Source organism: Dorea sp. YH-dor226 (assembly GCF_039832105.1).
GTDB lineage: Bacteria > Bacillota > Clostridia > Lachnospirales > Lachnospiraceae > Dorea_A.
Map to the genome: position 1 here is coordinate 9,549 of NZ_JBDOHS010000005.1, position 22,745 is coordinate 32,293.

The window sequence follows — 22,745 nt, forward strand, 5'->3', positions numbered from 1 at the left end:
GGCAACATAACAGCCGACCCTCCAGCTACTATGTGAACTATGGTCTTACCAGTAGTTGCGGGACTTTTTCCGCCTTTTTCAGGGCGTTGATGACCATTCTGGTATCAAGTGTATCATCGACCTCCCAGCCGACAATACAACGGCTATACCAATCGATTACGGCAGTCAGATACAGAAATCCGCGCTTGATTGGAATATATGTAATGTCAACAGACCAAGCCTGATTCGGCTTGTTTATGACTGCATTACGAAGAAGATAAGGGCATACCTTAGCCTGTTGCATCCGTTTGGAAAGGTTCATCTTTGGATAGATCGGATAAATATCCATTTCATTCATGTAGCGCCTTGCTTTGCGACGGCCAACATGATAGCCACGGGCTTTCAGTTGTGCAGACATTTGTCTTGCACCCCAGGTAGGATTATCCGTATGAAGATGATCAATAATCTCTTTGCAGGCCAGTTCTTCTTCTGATACAGGTGTACCCTTGTAATAAATGCTTGTGCGATTGATATCAAGCAGCCTGGCTCCAACAGAAACCGGGATTTCCTTAGTCGTCAAAAGGCTTTGGACTAAACTTACTCTCGTAGTCAGGTCCGCAAACTTCTTCAGATTTTTTTTTGAGCCAGTCAACCTGCATAGTTAACTGACCAACCTTTTTGGCATACTCCGCTTTTTCTTTGCGTTCTTCGGAAAGTTTTTCTCTGAGATTTTCCTCGCGCTTGTCGTCGAACACAACAGAAGCATTGTTCAGGAATTCTTTTTTCCAGTTGCGGAGCAGGTTGGGCTGGATGTTATTTTCAGTTGCCAGGGTATTAAGATCTTTCTCGCCCTTAAGCAACTCAATTACAAGGTCTGATTTAAATTTGGCACTAAAATTTCTTCTCTGTCTGGACATGATAATGAATCCTCTCTTTCATACTGATTTTAGTATATCAGATTCATTAAAATCTGTCCGAAAAAGTGTCTTAATTTATGAGACCATTATAATCTTCGGATATGCCTTCTTCTTCCCTCCTTTAAATGTTGTTTTATATACAGAAGGGCAGAAGCCAGCATCAGCAGGATTCCTCCCATGATATATTTAATTGTGCCGGAGCCACCGGTTTCTGGAAGTGTAAAATCTGTTTTTTCTTCCTTTGTGTTTGTGATTACGATTTCTCCATCTTGAATTCCATTATTGTTTGTATAAGATGTAAGATACCCATTTACTGCAGTAATTTCTTCAACCGAATAATACAACCCCTCCCCAGATTCATTCTGCTTCTGCAAGTTTTCCCACACATATGTCCATTGGTTCTCATCATTTAATCGTATGGGTTCTCCCACTTTTTCATATTCACCAACTATATAATCAGGGTCAGTGAAGTCAACTGTAACAGGAGTGTTTGTCTCTAAATAACCATATACCATCAATGTACAATTGTCTTCTACAATTTCATTTGTTTCTATTGTAGGGCACCCTTTTACAATCTCACTCTTCTTTTCAAACCTTTCATTATTCTTAGTTACATACCACTGATTCTCTTGCCCAACTGACCACGTAGGCTGTTCAACCGTCAATTTAATGCTTGTACCTTTTTTTACACATATATTAATTTCTTTACCATATGCAGAGCTAAACTGGATTTTAACATGGTATCCATCTGAAACTTTTGTATTTTGCATCAACTGGACTTGAATTTCATCGATTCCCGGATCAATTGCCACTCCATTCTGGTCAAGCCATACTTTTTGTACTCCAATACTGGTATATTCATTTGGTATATAGATATTTCCACCATTTTTACCAAGTACTTGAATATTATTCATAACTCCAATTTCAGTCCTTGTCTCACCATTAAGAGACCACCACAATGTTTCTAACGTCTGCTTATCATTTAACCAAACAAAATAATACTCTTTATCCGTTTTAATATATCCTTTAGGAGCACTTATTTCTTTCAATTTATAAAGTGTATTTTCTCGAAGCACTTCACCTGCAGTTGCACTACTGTCTGCTTCTAATACAAACTCCCCATTCTCATCCGTCACTAAATTAGGAGTATGCGGTTTCCATCCTGGAGCATTTTCAAATCCTTCTTCCCCTTGTTTATGATAACTTAAAAGCTGGAATTCCGCACCCTGAAGTAATTTTGAATAATCTTCGCTATCCACTTTATATATTTTTATTTTCGTTTTGTTAACATGTGCTCCAGATATATTATCTTTCAACTCAAGATTTTCAACCTTGCTACTTTTCCCTGCCAGATTCACCTCATTATTTATTTGAATACTTCCAACAGCACTTGATCCCTTATCATAAGTATATCGGTATGTTAACACACATGCTAATTCATCTGGAAGCTTAACAGTCAACACTTGTTTTCCGCTTTCTACATTATTATAAGCCACCTGATAACGTGACGAATCAATCAATTCTCCCTTATAATTATTTTCCGCATTATTTAGATCATATGTATAAAGTTGAACATTTGACAAATCCAGATATATCCCATCCAGATTAGAATATGTCAATGTATCATACAACGTTAAAGTATCGCTATTAATATCTAAATTATCCTTTGTCGGATTAATCACCACATTGTATTCAACCTCATCCAGCCAAACCACATTTCCACTTTCATCAGTAGTTGAAAGTTGCTCTCCTACCTTCGCCACAATCTCTTTTTCTTTTGTTACTGTTGTTGTAGTTGACGCACTTCTTTCTCCCCAACTAACCGAATTTACAAAATCCTTGATTTCTCCTCCTTGAATCGCTCCATTGTCAATAGATACTGCATAAAATATAGCAATCGGCCAATTTGTTTTAAATCCAGCCGGAAGTTTAATCGTTAATAAGTGATCTTGCTGAGTAAAAGTCGGTTTATTATCTTCAACTGTTAGATCGTGTCCGCCTTCCGATGGCCATATTGCCGTTAAACCCGAATCATTAACACTGCAATACAATGCATATCCGCTCTCCTCAACATAGTGAACCCCTTCTGGCAACATATCTTGTAAAACAATGTCACTATCATTACTATCAGGTCTTATTATTAGTCGGTAATAAAGCATTCCGCTATCACCTGAATCAAGTTCTACAGACGAACCGTCTGACTTAAAACCATTCCAAGTAGAATCATTTCCTACATATACAAATTCCGTTGGAGGATTCATAAATCCTGTCCCTGAACTTGCCTTTTGAAGTCTCTGTGGGTTTGTATAATTTACAGATGCTTCCGTACTATGGTTTGGTATCTCTCCCACATTTTTTAATGTAATTGTTGTTCCTTCTGCAACATTTGATGTTACCCCAGTAGTAGGATAATTAAAATAAATCGTTTTTCCTACAATTCCTTCTATGTTGTCTTTCTGAGGAATGAATGTAATCTTAAAAGATGTTACTTTACTGCTTTCACCACTAACCTCTGATCCAGTTGTGTTATAGAATTTTATTTCGTACTTAAAGTACTTTTCAAATTCGTTTGTATTACTTTTAAATGAAACAGTCTTTTGCTCTCCTGATTCTACATACTGGAGTGTTAATGTCTCCGAAATCAAGTTTGAAATATCATCAACTGTTCCATAATGAACATCTTCATTTTGCTGTCCATCATCCCCAAGTATCATGTCTGTATAAACAAATGACTCTAAACTAGAAATACTTTGATTTGGAAGTGTAATGTTAGTTTGCCATTTGTATTTCTGATTTCCGTCAGAATCTTTTTCCTCGCTTATTTTACTTTTGTTTAATCCCCAATCTCGTTTAGTTATTCCGACATTACTTCCAGTTGAGTAAGACTGGTCTGTCCCGTTACTTAATTCGACACTATTATTCACTGTATTGCTATCATGAGAAACTTCCGTTTCATAAACAATCGTATATGAATATACATCTGTGGTATCTTCACTGAATACATATGGTAAAGAGATTTCCGTTGAAGTACCAGTTGTTTCGTTCTTTAATATTGCGGTTTTATTGGTTAGCTCATTTCCATCCAATGTATCCGACAATGTATATCCATTCAGATTTTGTCCTCCAGGATTAATCGTAACCGTCCATGTTATTTTTTCAGCATCTTCATCATAATAACCACTTTTTGTTATTACTTTTTCAGACACTTTTGTTTCATTCCATTTACTTGCACCATTCGCACACGCATAATTTGTAACATACAACTTTCCATCACTGTCTGCGGTTCCTGGTGTAACTGTATATGTAATTACATATGTTTCATTGCTCTGCAATTCCTGCAATGCATCTATCACCAAATGTTGCTGATTATTGCTAGCTTCAATGACCGGAGTTACTCCTGTTATTGAAGAGCTATTACCTGATGCATCTATTTTCTCAATTACAATTGAATCACTATTAAAAGTACCATTCGTCAACCAATCTTCAAATTTTACTTCTTTTCCTGTACCATTGGTTGTTCCGATTGTAACCTTATACGTAATCGAATTTCTATCTTCGCTAATCGTTGATTGTTTATCTATATTAATATCGCCTGCCTGTTGTTCTTCCTCGTCTTTCTTGATAATAATCGTTCCTCCATCTCCGCCAAATTGGATTTCTTTATCTTCTCCTGTATTGTCGGAACTAACAGTACCTTCAAAATAAATATCACCGTCAATTGCTTCTCCACCCTCAGCAAACGAATCATCAAATATAATAACAATCATTCCACTCTCATCAATATAATAATCTCCAACATCTTTACCTTGCCAGTAAACACGTCCCGATAAGCTTTCATTAGGAAGCACGCCAGCAGGGAGTTGGTAATGAATTGTTTTAGAAGTACTTGTAATAATTCCTGCCGGAATTGAATAATTTAGCGTAACACGAACTTGATCTCCGTTCTTAAACTCTGTAGACTCTGTCCAGTTACCATTCACAATCTTCTGAACTGTTACTTCTGTAATATATTGTTCAAAATCCTCTCCAAGATTCTCTGGAAGAGCAGAAATCGAACGTCCTGACATTAATGAGTACGAACGTTCTACTGCATTAACTTCTGCAACTGGCAATGAACTTTCTTGTATAATATCTTCTGTTTCACCAGATTGTCCTTCTACCTTCTTTTCTTCTGTTTCATAGCATTGTTCCGTATGCTGATGTTCTTCTTTTTTGCAGACTAATTCTTTTATTTCCAATGTCGTATTAAAACAATCATCTGTATGCTGATGTTCTTTTGTTTCAAGCATTCCACAAATCAAAATACCAGTTTCATCATAACATGCAGCCGTATGTTCATGAAGAGCAACCTCTTGCTCGGCACAAATCAACTCTCCATCACTATAGCAAGAATCTGTATGCTGATGTTCTTTAATCTCAGCCAATACACAGATAAGTTTTCCAGTTTCATCATAACAATTCTCATCATGTGTATGCACTACATAATCTGCAATTCCACAAATCAGATTTTTCTCTGCATCATAACAAGCACTCGTATGTTTGTGGAGTTCCAAGGATTCTAATGTACAGGTAAGTTCCTTTGTTTCTGGTTTTATTGTATAGCAATCCTCTGTATGTGTATGTTCTTCCTTTCCGCAGACTACATTATTTTCCAGTGTTATTGCCGGAAGGATCAACATATATGTCGTTACAAACACAACAACTGCAGCTAGAACGCTTAATACTTTCTGCCACCTTTTCTTCCTCTTCTGTTTCTGGAGAGCATTTTTTGTGTGATTTGTTAATGAAGAACTCATCCCGGCACCTCCTTTTCCTTAATTTCTCTATCCTCTATTAATAATCAGCCCTAATTTGTATTATTATACCATATTTTATATATTTTTCACACATTTATTTCATATTTTTAACTTCCATTTGTTAGCATTAATTGTTATTCATATACAATTCCCATGTTATTTGTGAGATTTTCTTCAAAACCTCCGAAATATATTCTATAAATATATCGCTAATACAAACTTCCTTTTTCCTGTATTTGGCAATAAAAAAACTGCAGTTCAAAGCATCTCTGCTGTCCCTGCAGTCATTTTTCGTATTTTTAAAAAAATACACGCAACTTGCCGAATCTTTCTATATATACTATATCCTTGCAATCTTCTCCCTGAGCTTTACCATCTTTCTGTCAAGAGCAGCTATTTCCTCCGAATATCCCTTCAGCTCTTTTGCCGCTTCTTCTGCTCCTTTTACATCCTTTTTATATATCATCTGGTAATCGAGCACCGACCAGAAATCCATTGCTGTTGTACGGATCTGAATCTCTGCTCTCTTCGTCTCTTTTTTATCCCCCAGATAGATTGGCAGATCAACAATCAGATGAAGACTCATATAGCCATTCTTTTTCGGTTTTTCAATATAGTCCTTCACCTTAATGATCTCCAGATCCTGCTGTTTTTCCAGCATTTCTGCAATTCTGTATATGTCATCCTGAAACAGGCAGACGATTCGTATTCCAATCAGATCATTCAACTTCTTCTTTGCGGTGGCAAAGTTTCTCTCGTACCCTTTACGCACAAGCTTGGCATGAATACTGTCCGGTTTTTTCAACCTGCTGTTAACATCCCGGATAATCTCACGATGATATTCCCGTGACAGCTGCTCGTTGATGATATTAATCTTCGCTTCGAGAATTCCAACCACATACTGATATCTGAGTTCATACTTTTCATTTTCCATATCAACGGCAATCTGTTCGATCTCCTGTTTTGATTCTTTCTCAATTTCCTTTCTGTTTATTCCCTGTTTCATTCTTCTGATCACTGTTCCTTCCTGATATTACGCAATATTACCTGGCAAATACTTGCCTTCTGATAATCCGACAATCTACATATATCGTATTATATCGTAAAAATTACATTCTAACTATCACAGTTCTGTAAAATTTTCAAAAATCCAACATAAATATTATTAATATATCGTAACACAAAAAAACACAACCCCTTGTTCCGGGATTGTGCTTAAGCTGGAAATCGGACTTGAACCGACGACCCCTTCATTACGAGTGAAGTGCTCTACCGACTGAGCTATTCCAGCATGAAATGTATGTACTTTTTTCCGTACGTGTTAAAGTATACGCGTACCAATATATTTTGTCAATAGAAATTTTATTTTTATTGCTTTCAGGCTACCGTGTAAAGCCTTGTAAATGATTAAGGCTTTACACGGTTTTCTTTTACATGAACATCCAGCTTCTGATATGGAATCTCAATTCCTTCCGCATCCATGGCAAGCTTGATCTCTTCCTGCAGCTTCCACTTTACGTTCCAGTATTCTTCTGTACTTACCCAGGCACGCATTCCGATCACGACGGAACTTGCTGCAAGCTCATCCACAAAAATCCGTATATCTTTGTCTTTCATGATCCGGTCCTCCTGATCAAGCAGACGCCTTGCCACTTCTTTCGCTTTGCGCAGATCTGAATCATAAGAGATTCCGAACTTCAGTTCCAGGCATCGTTCATCCTTCTCTGTGACATTGGTCAGACTGTTGTTCGTCAACATGCCATTCGGTATAATAACCGTCTTATTGTCAATCGTGGTAAGCTTCGTGTAAAAGAGCTGTATCTCTTTTACGGTTCCTTCATTTTTATGATTGTCTTCTATAATATAATCCCCGACTACAAACGGCTTCAGCATCAGAATCAGAACACCGCCGGCAAAGTTTGACAGGCTTCCCTGCAATGCCAGACCCACTGCAACGCCGGCTGATGCTATGATTGCGGCTACGGAGGCCGTATCCACTCCAAACTTCGTTGCGATTGTGAAGATCAGGATCGCATATAGACCAAACTTCAGCAATGAGTCTACGAATGTGGCAACGCCTGCATCCGCACTGGAGCGGGCAAAAGCAGATTTCACAATCTTTCTCACCCATTTGATCAGATAACGTCCGATGATAAAGATGATAATCGCATATACTACTTTTAGGCCGAATCCGATCAGGTTTCCTGTATTATTATGAAAATACTGCAAAAAAGCGTTAATTTCTTCTGTTGTTTCCTGCGTCATTTCCTCTACGCTTGTTGTATCCATATCAGCTTTCTCCTCTTTTCAAGTCTTATCATTTTTCTGTCGCTCGCTTTTATTCCTCTTTTAAAGCCAGAAATGCACTCAAATTTCCTCTTTTATTACCGGTCGCCCGGTGTGAAAACAGAATCTCCGGGTTACAGTGTGTGCAGACATTCGTCACAGCAATCTGCTTCTTCGGGATCCCCGCTTCAGTCAGCACTGCTTCATTGGCCTTCCACAGATTCAGTTGATACTTTCCATTTTCTTTTCGGTAAAATAATTCCGGCCAGAGCTTCTGTTCAAAATATTGCCGAAATTCATCAATCACATCTTCACTGACCTCATAACAATCCTGACAGATGGACGGCCCGATTGCCGCATAGATATCTTTCGGATCTGTACCATACTCACGGCTCATTGTCTCTACCGTTACCTTGCCCATCTTATGAACCGTTCCTCTCCATCCGGAATGGCTCAGGCCAATCACTTTTTTCACCGGATCCACAAAATACAACGGAACACAATCCGCATAGAATGTGACCAGGCAGATTCCCGGTACGTCCGTTACCAGTCCATCTGTTTCCATGAACCGTCTCCCGCGATCCTGTTCCTTTACCACAGCCACATTAGTCGTATGCGTCTGGTGTGTATATGTCAGATCTTCTGCCCGCACTCCGATCGCCGCCGCAATTCTTCTGCAGTTCTCAGCAACCGCCTGCGGATCATCTCCTCTGGTCGTACTGATATTCATCGTTGCACACGGTCCCTTACTGACTCCGCCAAGTCTGGTGGAAAAGCCATGATATACAACTCCCGTTTTTTCCAGCATTGGATACGAAAGGAAGGGAACTCCGTTTTCTTCCTTTTCATCCAATATATGTTCATTGTTTTTATAGATCAATCCCAGACTCATCACACATCTCCTTATCCGATATAGTCAAATGCATTCTGATAAAGTGTGAACTTATCCCCTTCAATGCTGATCACATCAAATCTGCACGCCACGTCCGCCAGCCCATGCATCATAAGATATGCCAGTGCACACTTTGACAGTACTTTCTGCTTCCCGAATCCGACTGCCTCTGCCGGATGTCCTTTCCGTTCATCTGTACGATACTTCACCTCACAGAATACCAGATATTCACCATCTCTCGCTACGATATCGACTTCTCCCATCTTGCATCGATAGTTATATTCCAGAATCTCATATCCAAGTGTTTTCAGATAATCTCCAGCTCTCTTCTCATATTCAGCACCTATACTGCGCTTATTACATCGACGTGCAGTCATGCACACACTCCTTCAGTTGTCTGTACAGTTTTATATAAAGTTCTTAATAAATGTCCTTCTGTGGATCGGCGAAGGCCCGTGCTCTTTCAGACCCGCAATATGAGCCTTGGTTCCATACCCTTTATTGCTCGCAAAGTCATACCCCGGAATGATCTGATCATATTCCACCATCATCCGATCCCTGGTAACCTTTGCGATGATACTCGCCGCCGCGATGGACACACTCTTGGCATCTCCTTTGATGATCGGCACCTGAGGAATATCCACCTCCGGGATCGTCACTGCATCATTTAAGAGCAGATCCGGTCTGACCTTCAGATTCTCAATGGCCATACGCATAGCCTCATAGGTTGCCTGCAGGATATTGATCTCATCAATTCTCGCAGGAGCGACAATTCCAATTCCCGTTGCCACTGCATGCTCCATAATCTCGTCGTATAAAGCTTCTCTCTTTTTCTCTGACAATTTTTTGGAGTCATTCAGATACAGGATCGGAATGTCTTTGGGCAGGATCACCGCTCCTGCCACAACCGGCCCTGCAAGCGGTCCCCTGCCCACTTCATCTATTCCACATATAGTGGCATAATGACTGTATTCCCTTTCATACACGCTCATTGCCTCTGTACGTGCAATTTCCTTCTCCAGCTTTTCCTGCTGCTTTCGCAGCCTTTCCTCTTCCCTCTTATTCATGGCGGATCACTCCCATCTCATCAAAAGGATAGATGCGCACCCAGGCTCTTCCGATCAGATCTTCCTTTTTCAGAACTCCGACACTGGGATCCCGACTGTCCTGACTGTGATTCCGGTTATCGCCCAGCACAAAGTATTCTTCTTCTCCTAGCGTTATAGGTTCTGCCGCCGTCTGTGGATTCTCTATCACTTCTGCACCATAGACATCGCTGGTCAGCTGTTCGCCATTAATATATACATATCCGTCGATAATCTGCACCGTTTCTCCCGGAAGACCGATGATCCTCTTGATATAATATGTATTTTTCTCATATTTATAAGGAAATACTATGATATCATAGCGCTTTGGATCACGAAAACGATAGGAAATCTTTTCAACGATCAGGTTGTCTCCATCACTGAGTGTTGTCTCCATCGAAGACCCACTCACTCTGGTTCTCTGACCGACAAATGTAATGATCAGATAAGTCAGGCCGATAATGATCAGGATATACACGATCCATCCACCCAGTTCGCGTAAGATGCTTCTTTCTTCTTGTTCTTTTTCTGTATGTTCTGTCATATAATTATCCCCTTTATGAATCTTTCTCCCCCGATTCTAGCACACTTCCTGTGGATATTCCAGTGTCAGTCTCCCGAGGCGTCCGCCACGGAAATCATCCAGAAGTAATGCTGCTGCTTTCTCTGTATCAATCTCATTCCCTTTCAGAAGACAATGCCTGCTGTCTGCGATCGCTCGTAGCATCACATATGCATCTTCTTCAGAAGTGACATTATATTTTTCTTCCAGCACTCCCGGATAAAATTGATTCATGAACTTGATCAACTCTGCGGCGAGTTCTTCCGTCTGCAGGATTTCGTCCTTGATCGAGCCGATAAATGCCAGTTTCAATCCAACGCTCTGATCCTCAAATTTCGGCCACAGGATTCCTGGCGTATCCAGAAGTTCTACGTTTTTATTCAGGCGTATCCATTGCTTTCCCTTCGTGACGCCCGGCTTGTTTCCTGTTTTTGCACAGCTTTTTCCAGCCAGTGCATTAATAAATGTAGATTTGCCCACATTCGGAATACCAACAACCATAGCGCGAACCGGTCTGTTTAAAATCCCACGTTTTCTGTCTCTCTCAATCTTTTCTTTACACGCTTCCTGAATCACACTGTGAATGGATTTCACTCCTCCGCCTTTTTTGGAATTCACTTTTACCACAGAAAATCCTTTTTCACGAAAATACTCCATCCATGCATCATTCCATCTGTCTTCTGCAAGATCCGCTTTATTCAGCAGGATCAGTCTCGCTTTATTTTTCCCAATTTCATCGATGTCCGGGTTTCTGCTGCTCACTGGCACTCTCGCATCCACAAGTTCTATTACCAGATCAATCAGCTTAATATTCTCCTGCATCATACGTTTTGCCTTGGTCATATGACCCGGGTACCATTGAAAATGCATAATTATTACTCCTTACTTTATGAATCCAAAATGTTTTCTCGGGGATACTACAAACCACGCTTTTCCGTATATATATTCCCGCTTAACGTTGCCGATATCTGCATTTCTGCTGTCCTCACTGCTCTCACGGTTATCCCCGAGCACAAAATACTCGTCACCGGCAAGTTCTATCTTTTCATCCGCAATTCCGACATCTCCCATTTCTGATGTTGCGTAATCTTCTTCCAGTTTTTCACCGTCTATATATACATTGTTCTCTATGATCTCCACCGTCTCTCCCGGAAGACCGATAATTCTTTTAATATAATAATGCGCATTTTCATTGCCCTTTGGCTTAAAGACGATGATATCTCCTCTCCTGGGAGAAGAAGCATTATACAGAATCCGATTCGTCAGCACTACATCTGCATTACTGAGCACCGGACTCATGGAATCCCCCACTGTACTGACACTCTGTCCAAAATACCACACTGCAACAAATGCCAGAAGACAGGTAACTGCAATTTTAAATATCCATCTTCCGACAACCGCCAGATATTCCAGATTCAGATGAAACTTTTTTCTCGGTCTTTTGATCTTCCCAATTCCTTTTCGACGACGCCTGTTATATGCATTGACTTTCCGCCTTTTCCTGTTGAAATCCAGTTCCTTTCGTCTGTGTCTCATAGATTCCCCTTATATCAGAAAAGGACAATTACATTATGTAGTTGTCCTTTTTCCTTCTTTGTTTACAATTTTACTATCTTACTAATTCTTTTACTTTTGCTTTCTTACCAACGCGGTCTCTTAAGTAGTTCAGTTTAGCTCTTCTTACTTTACCTCTTCTTACTACTTCAACCTTCTCTACGTTTGGAGAATGCAGCGGCCATGTCTTTTCAACGCCGATTCCGTTAGAATTCTTTCTAACTGTAAATGTTTCTCTTGCTCCGCCGCCCTGTCTCTTAAGGACTGTTCCTTCGAAAACCTGAACTCTTTCACGGTTTCCTTCTTTGATCTTTCCGTATACTCTTACAGTATCGCCAACGCGGAACTCCGGAGCCTGTTCTTTTAACTGCTCTGCTTCGATGTTCTTAATGATATCGTTCATGATGTGTGACCTCCTTGTTTACTTGGATGTTCTTAATACAATTCGTACCAGAGGACCATCTATTTTCTTCACAACATGCTATAGTTTATCATATTCGTCATCTATTTGCAAGGTTTTTCTGCAACTTATTTTTCAGCTTGTAAAAGTTCTTTTAATCTCTCAATCTCATGTCTGCTTTCTTCTAATGCTCTTTCTTTCTCTAACAATTTTATGTCTTTTTCTTCCAGCTTTTTATCTTTTTCTTCCAGCTTTTTATCTTTTTCTTCCAGCTCCTGCTTCATCTCTTCTACCATATAAGTCACTGTATTTTCATCCAATACTTTCAACGCCTCTGAAAACATCCCTATCGCCTCCTCAGGATGGTATCGAAAACGAACAATTTCCCGATACATCTCCTCAAACTTCGGATATCTTTCTACAACCTTCTGGATATGCCTTAACTGATCCGATCCTATAAAATACAACCATGCTGCAAGTTCACTCATTTTTGTTTCTTCTATTTTATTATCTTCTATATCAAAGAAAATATCAAGCGGAACATAATAAAATTCTTCCAGCATATCTAATTCCAAACCTGTAGAAAATTTCCATGTGCCACCATGAACATAATGATTCGGATGTTTTTTGAATTCTTTTCCACTCTTTTCTATAATTACTATTGTATATACCTTTTTCATATCTTTATAAGTAAACTTTTCTCCACGGTTGCTTTTTTCCCGTTCATATTGACGCATAATCATATCGGCAGCATAACAGGAAGCACGTTGTCCGGGAAACAGATAACCTATTTTCTGAATTTCTACATTCACAAGTTCTCCACTTTCTGTTTCAGCCAATATATCCATAACTAACAGGGAACCTTTTTCAGATATTCTTCTATGTTCATTGGGAAGTACGTGCTTTACTTGTAATTTCTTCTTCACAATGCAACTCACAAAATCCGATAACCTTTCCGGATGTTTTTCTACATCAAATATATGTTTGAAAAATGGATCGTAAGTCATCATCACACCTCTGACTCCCATTGTACAGTTCTTTCATAAACATTCTCCTTTTAATTTTTACATTTTGTCAGGTAATTCTTCGATTCGAAGCTTCGATATAAAGATGCCGTAAAGGCTTAGAACAATTTTCAGATGCAAGAAACGCATCTGTATATTAATAAATTATCACAAGTTTCTCATTCTGTAAATGTATTTTAAAACCTGATTTTAGTTTTGATTTCAAAGTCATCCATCATTTTTTATAATAGGTCTGTCACTAATATTTTGCAGCAGACCTATTTTCCTCAACTTTCAGACTCTACCCTGCAATCCTTTTATTCCGACAAATCTTCCACCATTTTTTTCTCCTGTGGTGTCAGTTCTGCTTTTTCCAGCAGATCAGGTCGATTCTTTGCTGTACGTATGACCGACTGCTCTCTTCGCCACTTTTCAATATTGGCATGGTGTCCGGACATCAACACCTCCGGCACTCGTTTCTCATGCCATACTTCCGGTCTGGAATACTGTGGATATTCCAGCAGGTTATCCTGAAAACTTTCAAATTCTGCAGACACATCATTATGAAGTACTCCCGGCACAAGCCGTGAAATACAATCCACCATGATCATCGCAGGAAGCTCTCCGCCTGTCAGCACATAATCACCGATAGACACATAATCCGTCACTATTTCTTCCAGTACACGCTCATCAATACCTTCATAATGTCCACATAAGAACACCAGATCCTCTTCTTTGGCAAATTCCTCTGCCATCCCCTGGTTAAATGTCTTTCCCTGCGGTGAGAGATAGATTACCCGCGGCTTTTTCACAGTTTCTTCCTCGTTCTTTTCCTTCGCATGCTCTGTAATCTTCTCACTCAGCGCTTTATAACACTGATACACCGGTTCCGCCTGCATCAGCATTCCTGCCCCGCCGCCATATGGATAATCATCCACACTGTTATGTTTGTTAAATGCATAATCCCGGATATTAATTGCTTCGATCGAAAGCAGTCCGTTATTGACCGCTCTCCCGATAATACTGGTATTCAGTCCATCCATCACCATCTCCGGAAACAAAGTCATAATATAAAAATTCATAATCTGCCCTCTTCTATACAAGTCCATCCATCAGGTGAATCTTCATTCTGCATTCCTCAATATTTACATTCAGAATACATTCTTTGATAGCCGGAACCAGAACTTCTCCATGCTCAATGCTGTCGATCACATAGACATCATTGGCACCCGTCTCTATTACGTCTTTTAATGTACCAAATTCTTTACCTTCCTCTGTCTCCACAGCCATGCCAATCATATCAGCAATAAAATATTCATCCTCCTCCAGTTCAACTGCATCACAGCGTTCTACCAGAATCGGACATCTCTTATATTTTTCAATGTCATTTATATTATCAATGCCTTTAAACTTGAGGATCACAAACTGTTTAAAAAACTTCACTCCCTGTATTTCCAAAGGCAAGGTTTCTTTTCCCGTATCAAGAAGGACATGCTTTAACTGTTTAAATCGTGTGGCATCGTCCGTGGTCGGATATACTTTTACTTCTCCGCGTACTCCATGCGTGGATGTAATCACGCCAACCTGTAACAATTCTTCCATATTTTCTCCTTCATATATCGTGATATAGATAAGGGACAGACCAAAAACGGACCTGTCCCCGGATACCTCAATTCATTACAGCTGATATCTGTAACCTGTTAATCCATAATATCAACTACTACTTTTTTATCTTCTTTTGCAGCAGCTGCTTTTACGACAGAACGGATTGCTTTTGCGATGCGTCCCTGTTTTCCGATTACTTTTCCCATATCGGAATCAGCAACGTGTACCTCCAGAATTGTCGTTTTCTTTTCTACCCGTTCGTTGATCACAACGCTGTTCGGGTCGTCAACTAATGCTTTCGCAATGACTTCTACTAACTCTTTCATAGATTCACACCTCCAGTGGCATGATTATTTTTCAATGCCTGCTGCTTTCAAGATCTTAGCAACTGCCTCTGTCGGCTGTGCTCCATTTGCCAACCATTTTCTTGCAGCTTCCTCATCAACGCTGATTGCACTAGGATCACAGTTCGGATCATAAGTTCCAACCTCAGCGATGAACTTTCCATCTCTTGGTGATCTGGAATCTGCTACGATGATTCTATAGAAAGGAGCCTTCTTCTGTCCCATTCTTCTTAATCTCATTTTTACTGCCATGTTACATTACCTCCATAAATATGTTTATTTTTTTCATTTATCTATATAACGCGTCTTGCGCGATATACCATAGTTAGAACGGCAAACGGAATTTGTTTCTCTTACCGCCTTTTCCCATCATCTTCATCATCTTTTTCATTTCGCCAAATTGCTTCACCATACGATTTACTTCGCTGATGTCCACACCGGCACCCTTTGCAATTCTATGTTTTCTGGATGGGTTCAGAATATCCGGATTGCTTCTTTCCTTTGGTGTCATGGAATAGATCATTGCTTCCATTCGGGCCATCTTTTTCTCTGCCTGAGCTGTCTGTTCTTCATCCAGCCCTTTCATCTTGCCCATGCCTCCCATGCCCATTCCGGGGAGCATGCTCATCACATTTCCAAGACCGCCCATACTCTTCATCTGTCTGATGCTTTCCAGATAGTCATCAAAATCAAACTGATTTTTCTTAAGCTTCTGGGTCATCTGCTTCGCTTTTTCTTCATCGATCTCAGCTTCTGCTTTTTCGATCAGAGAAAGCACATCACCCATACCAAGGATTCTGGATGCCATACGATCCGGATAAAACTGTTCCAGATCCGAAAGCTTTTCTCCCATACCGACATACAGAATCGGTTTTCCGGTAACTGCCTTTACAGACAGCGCCGCACCGCCTCGTGTATCGCCATCCAGCTTTGTCACGATTACACCGTCAATGCCGACTTTTTCATTAAATTCTTTTGCTACATTGACTGCATCCTGACCTGTCATCGCATCGATGACAAGAATTGACTGATGTACGATTACCGAATCTTTAATCTCCTGAAGCTCTGCCATCATATCCTCATCTATATGAAGACGTCCGGCCGTATCCAGAATTACAATGTTGTTGCCATTCTTCTGTGCATGTTCAACTGCTGCTTTCGCAATATTGGCGGGTTTGTGATTCTCTCCCATGGAAAAAACTTCCACACCCTGTTTTTCACCATTCACCTGCAGCTGTTTAATCGCTGCCGGCCGGTACACATCACATGCAACCAGAAGCGGCTTCTTGCCTTTTAATTTATATTTTCCCGCCAGTTTTGCGGTAGTTGTTGTCTTACCTGCTCCCTGAAGACCTGCCATCATAATAACAGTAATTGCACTTCCGGGCTGAAGCTTGATCTCGGTAGTCTCAGATCCCATGAGCTTCACAAGCTCTTCGTTCACGATCTTGATCACCATCTGTCCCGGATTCAGACCATTCATTACATCCTGGCCGATTGCTCTCTCCTGGACATTTTTGATAAAATCTTTCACGACTTTAAAGTTAACATCTGCTGCGAGAAGCGCTCTTTTGATCTCTTTGAGTGCCTCTTTCACATCATCTTCTGTCAGACGTCCCTTACTTCTGAGGTTTTTAAATACATTCTGAAGTTTTTCTGTCAAGCTGTCAAATGCCATTCTATAACTCCTCTATAATTGCATCAGATATTTTTCGGATATCGGCTATCAGTTCTTCCGTCGGCCGCTCCTCATATCCATCCAGCAACTCATCAATTTTCTTTACTTTTTCTTTGATCGCTACAAACTTCTCCACCAGATGAAGCTTTTCTTCATATCCTCTCAGGGACTGCGAACACCGTTTAATCAGATCGTGAACACCCTGACGGCTGATCCCTTCCTCTTTTGCAATCTCTCCCAGAGAAAGATCCTCCAGTATAAACTGTTCATACACTTCTTTTTGGTGATCTGTAAGAAGTTCTCCGTAGAAATCATACAGCAAAGCCTGTTCTAATATTTCATTCATTTCTTTCACCTGTGATATCATATACCAAATCCCCACAGGTGTCAAGTATTTTTTCTTTACACCTTTAAAAATTCTTACGTTCCTCTTTATTTCAACAGTTTTTCTATATTCAGCATTCCCCAGCCCTGCACCATTTCTTTCTCTCCTGTGATATCACTTCTTTCTCTCAGCCTCAGTTTTCCCTCCACATTACTCATATCCGGATACTTACTGCACAACAGAACCATGGCACCAGCCACAACCGGAGTTGCCATAGAACTTCCGCTTTTCTCCACATAAGACACCCCTTGCTGCATCCACCGGCTGTTCAGTGAGACAATACCGTATCCCGGTGCAACAATATCCGGCTTTACAACACACTGTCCCGTCGGGCCTTCCCCGGAACAGTTTTTTTGAGAATTTCTGTCATTGACCGCTCCCACAGTAATTACTTTTCTGCTGGTTCCCGGTACTGCAACCGTCCCTGCTCCCGGTCCATAATTTCCTGCCGATACTACAACCACCATTCCGGTATCCCAAAGCATCTCAACCGCATCAATCAGATGCTCTGTCTGCTTCTTTCCAAGATTCTCTTTTGCTCCTACAGAAATGTTGACAACTTTAATGTGAAGTCTGTTTCTCTCTTTATATATCCAGTGAATTCCTTTTTCAATATACTCCATACATCCTTCACCTTTTTGATTCAATACTTTCACAGCTACAAGATATGATTCCGGTGCAATTCCCGCATATTTCCCGTGTGACAGTTTCCCATTGCCCGCAAGAATTCCCGCCACATGTGTTCCGTGTCCACTGTCATCATACATACCTGCCCTTTCATTGACCATATCCCGAAATTCCAGGACTCTTCCTTTCAGATCCGGATGATTCGATAATCCGGTATCCAGAATTGCAGTACATACTCTTTTCCCGTCAATACCCTTTTTTTTCGTATCCTCACACCAGTAATGAATCTTCTCTTTCACTCTGTCCATAATATACTCCAGATCCTTTTTATCAGAATATGCAGAAAATGAAATTGATTTCCAGTGTGTTTTGTCGTAAGATAGTACTGTCTCTATTATAAGGGGAGGATATTATGGAGAGTATAAATTATTACGAGATACTGGGGGTATCAGAAAAGGCATCTCCGGCTGAGATTACCGCAGCCAAAAATCAGCTTGCAAAAAAGTATCATCCTGATGTCAATATGAAAAACGGAATTGACACAACGGAACAGATGCAGCAGATTCTGGAAGCCTACCGGGTTCTGTCCAATCCCAAAAAGCGTGCAAAATACGACCGTGAAAATGCAGGACACAAAGCAGTTATGCAGACGTTCGACCTGCATAATATGGATGAAACAGAAGAAAATGGCGATTCGGGATTTGTTGTTTACTGGAAAGCGGCAAATGCTCTTTATGACATCATTCTGGAGAGTGACCTCATATTCAAAGCCAAAGAGCGTACCAGCCGCCTTACACAGCTATCCACACATGCTCTCAAGCACATTCTGTTATTGAGACAGGCTTCTATTCCGGAACGATACTGGCATCCCGACATTATGAACTGGCTACTTTTCACCTGGTACAAGAATCGCAATGTCACGATCGACTATCTGCTGACCCAGTACGATGAATACATAAAAAAGAGCATGTCCGGAATTGACCGATTGAAGCTCCAGAAAGAAACACATCATTTCCAGCACTCTTTAAAACGACTGTTAAAATATTAATCCTGTTTTCACACATCCGCCTCTGCAGCATATTATGTACTGTAAACATCATTAACGGAGGATTTCAAAATGAGTGATTTAAGTGCTACAAATTGTGGATGCGGCTGTGATTCTGACGACAGATTTGACAGAGACTGCAGATGTAATAACTGGGGCAACAACTGGGGCAATAACAGCTGCCTGTGGATCATCCTGCTTCTCTTCTGCTGTGGCGGATGTGGAAACGGCTGGGGACGTGAAGGCGGATGCAACGACAACTGCCTGTGGATCATCATCCTGCTTCTCTTCTGCTGTGGCGGATGCAATCATGGATGCTAATGAATGCTTATACAAAAAGGGACGGAGCATTTACTCCGTCCTTTTTCCTGCTTCTCTCTCAGATTCTTTTCCGTCTCTTTTTCTGACTATCTCCTGACGCTCTTCCGTATCAATTCTTTTTTTCAGCATACAATTTTCATCCAGCTCATACACGGCATTTCCATCGATAATTAATTTTCTGCTCATATCCCGGAACTCCTTTTTTCTCTTCCTTATATTATATGAATGTATCCGTAATTAGTTTTTCCGGTTTTCATAAATCACATTCCCAGATCATATATATTTTATAACGTTACATCTATTGGAGTATCTATGGATCACAAAACGCCCAGACCTATGACGCCCTTTGATCTTCTGACTGTCCCTGACGCTCTGTATTCTATAAAACTGTTTCTTCCATATACTCCTGTATCCATGCAGCGTTTCCTTGCAATTTATATCAAATTCGGGGAGCTTCGTTATACTATTGAATATTTTCACGGATTCCCCTCTCATTCCACATCCAGAGATATGATGGCTGACCTGAAGCCTTATCTGAACGAAAAAGAGCAGACCATGATGGAACAGGCAGAAAACATGATGCATATGATGGAAATATTACAGAGCATGCAGACGATGTCGGATTCCTCTTCCGGTCAGGACATGAATCCCATGGATTTTATAAAAAACATACTGACCCCTGAACAGCAGGAGATGTTTGATATGTACAGCCAAATGTTTGATACAGATATGAACATGTCCAATTCGGACAAAAAGAAAGGAGGTATGACACATGAATGAATGGATGAATCATCCGGCAATGAAAAACATAGATCCGGTAAAGCTTAAGCTCATCCAGACAGCCGCCGCGCAGACTGCAGGAAAAAGCGGAGCAGCTCTTGCTCCTGTGATGATGGCACTGATAACCAATGCAAACAAAAGAGGAATTCAGTTTTCACCGGAAGAAGTATCCCTGATTATTTCTATACTGAAAGAAGGAAAATCCCGGGAAGAACAAGACCACATTGAGCAGATGGTCAATATGATCACAACATACATGAAGAAGGGTGTTTAAAACCCTTCTTCCTTACGCATCATACGAATCTCTCTTCTTTTTTTGGCTCTGTTCCATTCTTCCCTCTCCCATTCCGTCTCCAGTTCCAGTCCCGGAACCGGCGTTGGCCTGTCATTTTCATCCAGTGCCACCATGGTAAAGAATGCACGGTTAATCGGTGTACGGATCCCATCCAGAGATTCCACATAGGTATCCACCTTGACTTCCATAGAAGTATTCCCAACGTACGTGATCTTGCCAATAATCACAATCACATCTTTTTGATATGCCCCTTTTAAAAATCGAAGATTATCCACAGAGGCAGTGATCACATTGCAATGTGTATGTCTTTTTCCGACAAGACCTGCCACTTCATCAATCCACTGCATCAGGATTCCACCAAACAGTCGTCCCGCAGAATTCAAATGATTCGGTCTTACGATATGCACGGTCTCGACAACCGAGTCAGCTACTTTTTTTGATTTTATCTCCATTGATTCAACCCCATTCTGATCTTTTCTTTTCGAAACTCTTTTATTATAACACAAGATTTGCTATACTATTTGTAATTTAGGATAAAAAATGATTTATTATCGATATATATCTCGCAAAAGGAGAATCGCACATGAGAAACATTAAATTAACAATAGAATACGACGGCAGTCGTTATCAGGGATGGACGCGTCTTGGAAAAGACGAATCCGGCAATACGATATCAAACAAGATTACAGAAGTACTTCGGAAAATGACGGATGAATATTCGATCGACCTGTACTGTGGATGTCGAACAGAAGTCGGGGTACACGCATATGCACAGATTGCAAATTTTAAAACAGAATCAGATATGGACATTCAGGAAATTAAGCATTATCTGAACCGCTACCTTCCCATGGACATTGCAATCATTGACGTGGAAGAAGTTCCGGAACGCTTTCATGCACAGCTCAACACATCATCCAAAACTTATGTGTACCGTATGACAATCGATGATGTTCCAAGTGTATTCGACCGCAAATATACCTTCCACTGCTATAAGATTCCGGATAAACATCTCATGCAGCAGGCGGCAGCTGAACTTGTCGGAAAACATGATTTCCGCAATTTTTCTACTGCCAAAAAAACCAAATCGACAGAACGGGAGATCTACGAAATCGAAGTATACGGAGACATTGAAGAGATGCAGATCCTGATCCGTGCAGATGACTTTCTGCATAATATGGCACGTCTGATTGTCGGAACACTGTTGGACATTGGTCTTGGAACACGCCCAAAGGAAGATATCCCCGCTATTTTCTCCGGAACGAAAAATGCCAGCGCGCCATGCGATCCCAAGGGTCTGTACCTTCAGGAAATCTCTTATTAAAATTCGAAGGGATTGTCGCGACAATCCCTTCTGCATTTTCTTTTATTTTACTTCTATAATTTTTGCATGCAGTCTTTCAAGCTTCCTCATCTCCTGTACGCTGAATTTCTTATCCGTTACAACTGCTGTAAAATCTCCCAGATGATTGATCCGTGTCATGGCCTGTTTTCCAAATTTGGATTCATCTGCCACAAGGTAAGATTCTCCGCACTGTTTCGGTGTTTCTCTCTTTAACCACATCTTTTCGGCAGTCGGTGTCATCACCTCAAAGTCATCATTAATTGTTGCTGCCCCAAAAAAGCCGACATCAAACTTAAAATCTGCAAGCATCTGTGTTGCATATCTGCCAAACATACTTCCCGTTGACTTCTGCACGGTACCTCCGCAGATACATAACTCTGCCGAACTGTCCTTCACCAGCCGCGCAATTTCCAGATCATCTGTAACAATCAGAACACCCGGAATATTCATGACCAGCTTCGCAATCTCATACGTCGTAGTTCCCGCATCCAGAAACACTGTATCTTTCTCTGATACATATTTTGCACATGCCAGAGCGATCTTCTTTTTTCCATCCATATGACTTGTCTGCTTATCCGCATACGTGATCTCCTGTTTTGCAACCGCTCCTCCATGACACCTTTCCAGCTTATTATCATTTTGAAGTTTTAAAAGATCACGGCGAATCGTCATAGTACTTACATTCAGTTCTTTTGCAAGCTCATCTACCTGTACACTTCCGTTTTTCCGGATGATATCTACGATCATGGCCTGTCTTTCCGCCGCCAGCATATCTTTCACCTCTTACTTTATAGAATAAAATAACTATATCACAAGAACCTCCGTCCGCAAATACATAATTTTAAAAA

The 22,745-nt window shown here is 40.6% G+C and carries 28 protein-coding genes and 1 tRNA gene; 5 read left to right on the forward strand and 24 right to left on the reverse strand.

Going from position 1 to position 22,745, the window contains the following annotated elements; all coding sequences use genetic code 11:
- Window positions 1-37: 37 nt before the first annotated feature.
- The 21 genes from ABE547_RS05715 to ABE547_RS05815 all read right to left on the reverse strand — a co-directional run bounded on the left by ABE547_RS05715 (window position 38) and on the right by ABE547_RS05815 (window position 18,422).
- Window positions 38-559: a DDE-type integrase/transposase/recombinase gene (locus tag ABE547_RS05715; protein WP_347377860.1), complete on the reverse strand. Its 522-nt coding sequence runs from the start codon at window positions 557-559 to the stop codon at window positions 38-40.
- Window positions 549-896: a transposase gene (locus ABE547_RS05720; RefSeq protein WP_291236975.1), complete on the reverse strand. Its 348-nt coding sequence runs from the start codon at window positions 894-896 to the stop codon at window positions 549-551. Before ABE547_RS05720 ends, ABE547_RS05715 begins: the two co-directional genes overlap by 11 nt.
- Window positions 897-982: 86 nt before the next feature.
- A complete protein-coding gene (locus tag ABE547_RS05725) occupies window positions 983-5,692 on the reverse strand; it encodes a Cna B-type domain-containing protein (RefSeq protein ID WP_347377861.1) in 4,710 nt (1,569 codons plus the stop codon).
- A 340-nt stretch (window positions 5,693-6,032) separates the two neighbouring features.
- A complete protein-coding gene (locus ABE547_RS05730; protein ID WP_347377862.1) occupies window positions 6,033-6,710 on the reverse strand; it encodes a hypothetical protein in 678 nt (225 codons plus the stop codon).
- A gap of 200 nt (window positions 6,711-6,910) precedes the next feature.
- Window positions 6,911-6,983: transfer RNA gene (locus tag ABE547_RS05735), tRNA-Thr, on the reverse strand.
- Between the two features lie 116 nt (window positions 6,984-7,099).
- On the reverse strand, window positions 7,100-7,981 hold the full coding sequence (locus ABE547_RS05740; protein WP_235249756.1) for a mechanosensitive ion channel domain-containing protein: 882 nt from the start codon (window positions 7,979-7,981) through the stop codon (window positions 7,100-7,102).
- A gap of 49 nt (window positions 7,982-8,030) precedes the next feature.
- Window positions 8,031-8,870 carry a peptidoglycan editing factor PgeF gene (pgeF, locus tag ABE547_RS05745; RefSeq protein ID WP_347377863.1) on the reverse strand — a complete coding sequence of 280 codons (840 nt, stop codon included), beginning with the start codon at window positions 8,868-8,870 and terminating at the stop codon, window positions 8,031-8,033.
- Between the two features lie 11 nt (window positions 8,871-8,881).
- Complete coding sequence (locus ABE547_RS05750) at window positions 8,882-9,247, reverse strand: YraN family protein (protein WP_347377864.1); 366 nt, start codon at window positions 9,245-9,247, stop codon at window positions 8,882-8,884.
- 30 nt (window positions 9,248-9,277) lie between these two features.
- Window positions 9,278-9,937: a ribonuclease HII gene (locus tag ABE547_RS05755; RefSeq protein WP_347377865.1), complete on the reverse strand. Its 660-nt coding sequence runs from the start codon at window positions 9,935-9,937 to the stop codon at window positions 9,278-9,280.
- Window positions 9,930-10,499 (reverse strand): signal peptidase I, encoded by a 570-nt coding sequence (gene lepB, locus ABE547_RS05760; protein WP_235249752.1) that lies wholly within the window; start codon window positions 10,497-10,499, stop codon window positions 9,930-9,932. The genes ABE547_RS05755 and lepB (ABE547_RS05760) overlap by 8 nt, the downstream gene beginning before the upstream one ends.
- A gap of 36 nt (window positions 10,500-10,535) precedes the next feature.
- Window positions 10,536-11,387, reverse strand: coding sequence for a ribosome biogenesis GTPase YlqF (ylqF, locus tag ABE547_RS05765; protein ID WP_347377866.1), 852 nt, complete (start codon window positions 11,385-11,387; stop codon window positions 10,536-10,538).
- Between the two features lie 12 nt (window positions 11,388-11,399).
- The gene (gene lepB, locus ABE547_RS05770; RefSeq protein ID WP_347377867.1) at window positions 11,400-12,053 is read right to left on the reverse strand and encodes a signal peptidase I; all 654 of its coding nucleotides are present in this window, start codon (window positions 12,051-12,053) and stop codon (window positions 11,400-11,402) included.
- Window positions 12,054-12,126: 73 nt separating this feature from the next.
- A complete protein-coding gene (rplS, locus tag ABE547_RS05775; protein WP_347377868.1) occupies window positions 12,127-12,474 on the reverse strand; it encodes a 50S ribosomal protein L19 in 348 nt (115 codons plus the stop codon).
- A 125-nt stretch (window positions 12,475-12,599) separates the two neighbouring features.
- Entirely contained in the window at window positions 12,600-13,499 is a 900-nt protein-coding gene (locus tag ABE547_RS05780) for a PD-(D/E)XK nuclease family transposase (RefSeq protein ID WP_347377869.1), read from the reverse strand.
- A gap of 293 nt (window positions 13,500-13,792) precedes the next feature.
- A complete protein-coding gene (gene trmD, locus ABE547_RS05785; protein WP_347377870.1) occupies window positions 13,793-14,557 on the reverse strand; it encodes a tRNA (guanosine(37)-N1)-methyltransferase TrmD in 765 nt (254 codons plus the stop codon).
- Window positions 14,558-14,570: 13 nt separating this feature from the next.
- The gene (gene rimM / locus ABE547_RS05790; RefSeq protein WP_347377871.1) at window positions 14,571-15,077 is read right to left on the reverse strand and encodes a ribosome maturation factor RimM; all 507 of its coding nucleotides are present in this window, start codon (window positions 15,075-15,077) and stop codon (window positions 14,571-14,573) included.
- A 98-nt stretch (window positions 15,078-15,175) separates the two neighbouring features.
- Window positions 15,176-15,406, reverse strand: a complete 231-nt coding sequence (locus ABE547_RS05795; protein WP_347377872.1) for a KH domain-containing protein — start codon at window positions 15,404-15,406, stop codon at window positions 15,176-15,178.
- A gap of 24 nt (window positions 15,407-15,430) precedes the next feature.
- On the reverse strand, window positions 15,431-15,676 hold the full coding sequence (gene rpsP, locus ABE547_RS05800; RefSeq protein ID WP_347377873.1) for a 30S ribosomal protein S16: 246 nt from the start codon (window positions 15,674-15,676) through the stop codon (window positions 15,431-15,433).
- A 73-nt stretch (window positions 15,677-15,749) separates the two neighbouring features.
- On the reverse strand, window positions 15,750-17,102 hold the full coding sequence (gene ffh, locus ABE547_RS05805; protein WP_347377874.1) for a signal recognition particle protein: 1,353 nt from the start codon (window positions 17,100-17,102) through the stop codon (window positions 15,750-15,752).
- Window position 17,103: 1 nt separating this feature from the next.
- Window positions 17,104-17,448 (reverse strand): YlxM family DNA-binding protein, encoded by a 345-nt coding sequence (gene ylxM, locus ABE547_RS05810; protein WP_347377875.1) that lies wholly within the window; start codon window positions 17,446-17,448, stop codon window positions 17,104-17,106.
- 86 nt (window positions 17,449-17,534) lie between these two features.
- Window positions 17,535-18,422, reverse strand: coding sequence for a S8 family peptidase (locus ABE547_RS05815; RefSeq protein WP_347377876.1), 888 nt, complete (start codon window positions 18,420-18,422; stop codon window positions 17,535-17,537).
- Between the two features lie 104 nt (window positions 18,423-18,526).
- Here ABE547_RS05815 and ABE547_RS05820 point away from each other — a divergent pair, with 104 nt between their 5' ends.
- Both ABE547_RS05820 and ABE547_RS05825 read left to right on the forward strand, forming a co-directional pair.
- Complete coding sequence (locus ABE547_RS05820) at window positions 18,527-19,162, forward strand: DnaJ domain-containing protein (RefSeq protein ID WP_347377877.1); 636 nt, start codon at window positions 18,527-18,529, stop codon at window positions 19,160-19,162.
- Between the two features lie 69 nt (window positions 19,163-19,231).
- On the forward strand, window positions 19,232-19,480 hold the full coding sequence (locus tag ABE547_RS05825) for a chorion class high-cysteine HCB protein 13 (RefSeq protein ID WP_347377878.1): 249 nt from the start codon (window positions 19,232-19,234) through the stop codon (window positions 19,478-19,480).
- Between the two features lie 30 nt (window positions 19,481-19,510).
- Here the strand turns inward: ABE547_RS05825 and ABE547_RS05830 are convergent, their stop codons facing one another.
- Window positions 19,511-19,666 (reverse strand): hypothetical protein, encoded by a 156-nt coding sequence (locus tag ABE547_RS05830; RefSeq protein WP_347377879.1) that lies wholly within the window; start codon window positions 19,664-19,666, stop codon window positions 19,511-19,513.
- Between the two features lie 126 nt (window positions 19,667-19,792).
- Here ABE547_RS05830 and ABE547_RS05835 point away from each other — a divergent pair, with 126 nt between their 5' ends.
- Both ABE547_RS05835 and ABE547_RS05840 read left to right on the forward strand, forming a co-directional pair.
- On the forward strand, window positions 19,793-20,260 hold the full coding sequence (locus ABE547_RS05835; protein ID WP_347377880.1) for a hypothetical protein: 468 nt from the start codon (window positions 19,793-19,795) through the stop codon (window positions 20,258-20,260).
- Entirely contained in the window at window positions 20,253-20,534 is a 282-nt protein-coding gene (locus tag ABE547_RS05840; RefSeq protein WP_347377881.1) for a hypothetical protein, read from the forward strand. The genes ABE547_RS05835 and ABE547_RS05840 overlap by 8 nt, the downstream gene beginning before the upstream one ends.
- Here the strand turns inward: ABE547_RS05840 and ABE547_RS05845 are convergent.
- Window positions 20,531-21,007, reverse strand: a complete 477-nt coding sequence (locus ABE547_RS05845; RefSeq protein ID WP_347377882.1) for an acyl-CoA thioesterase — start codon at window positions 21,005-21,007, stop codon at window positions 20,531-20,533. The genes ABE547_RS05840 and ABE547_RS05845 overlap by 4 nt on opposite strands.
- A gap of 131 nt (window positions 21,008-21,138) precedes the next feature.
- On the opposite strand from ABE547_RS05845, the gene truA reads away from it, so the two are divergent.
- Entirely contained in the window at window positions 21,139-21,876 is a 738-nt protein-coding gene (truA, locus tag ABE547_RS05850; protein WP_347377883.1) for a tRNA pseudouridine(38-40) synthase TruA, read from the forward strand.
- 42 nt (window positions 21,877-21,918) lie between these two features.
- Here truA and ABE547_RS05855 read toward each other — a convergent pair whose 3' ends face one another.
- Window positions 21,919-22,668: a DeoR/GlpR family DNA-binding transcription regulator gene (locus tag ABE547_RS05855; RefSeq protein ID WP_347377884.1), complete on the reverse strand. Its 750-nt coding sequence runs from the start codon at window positions 22,666-22,668 to the stop codon at window positions 21,919-21,921.
- Window positions 22,669-22,745: the final 77 nt, after the last annotated feature.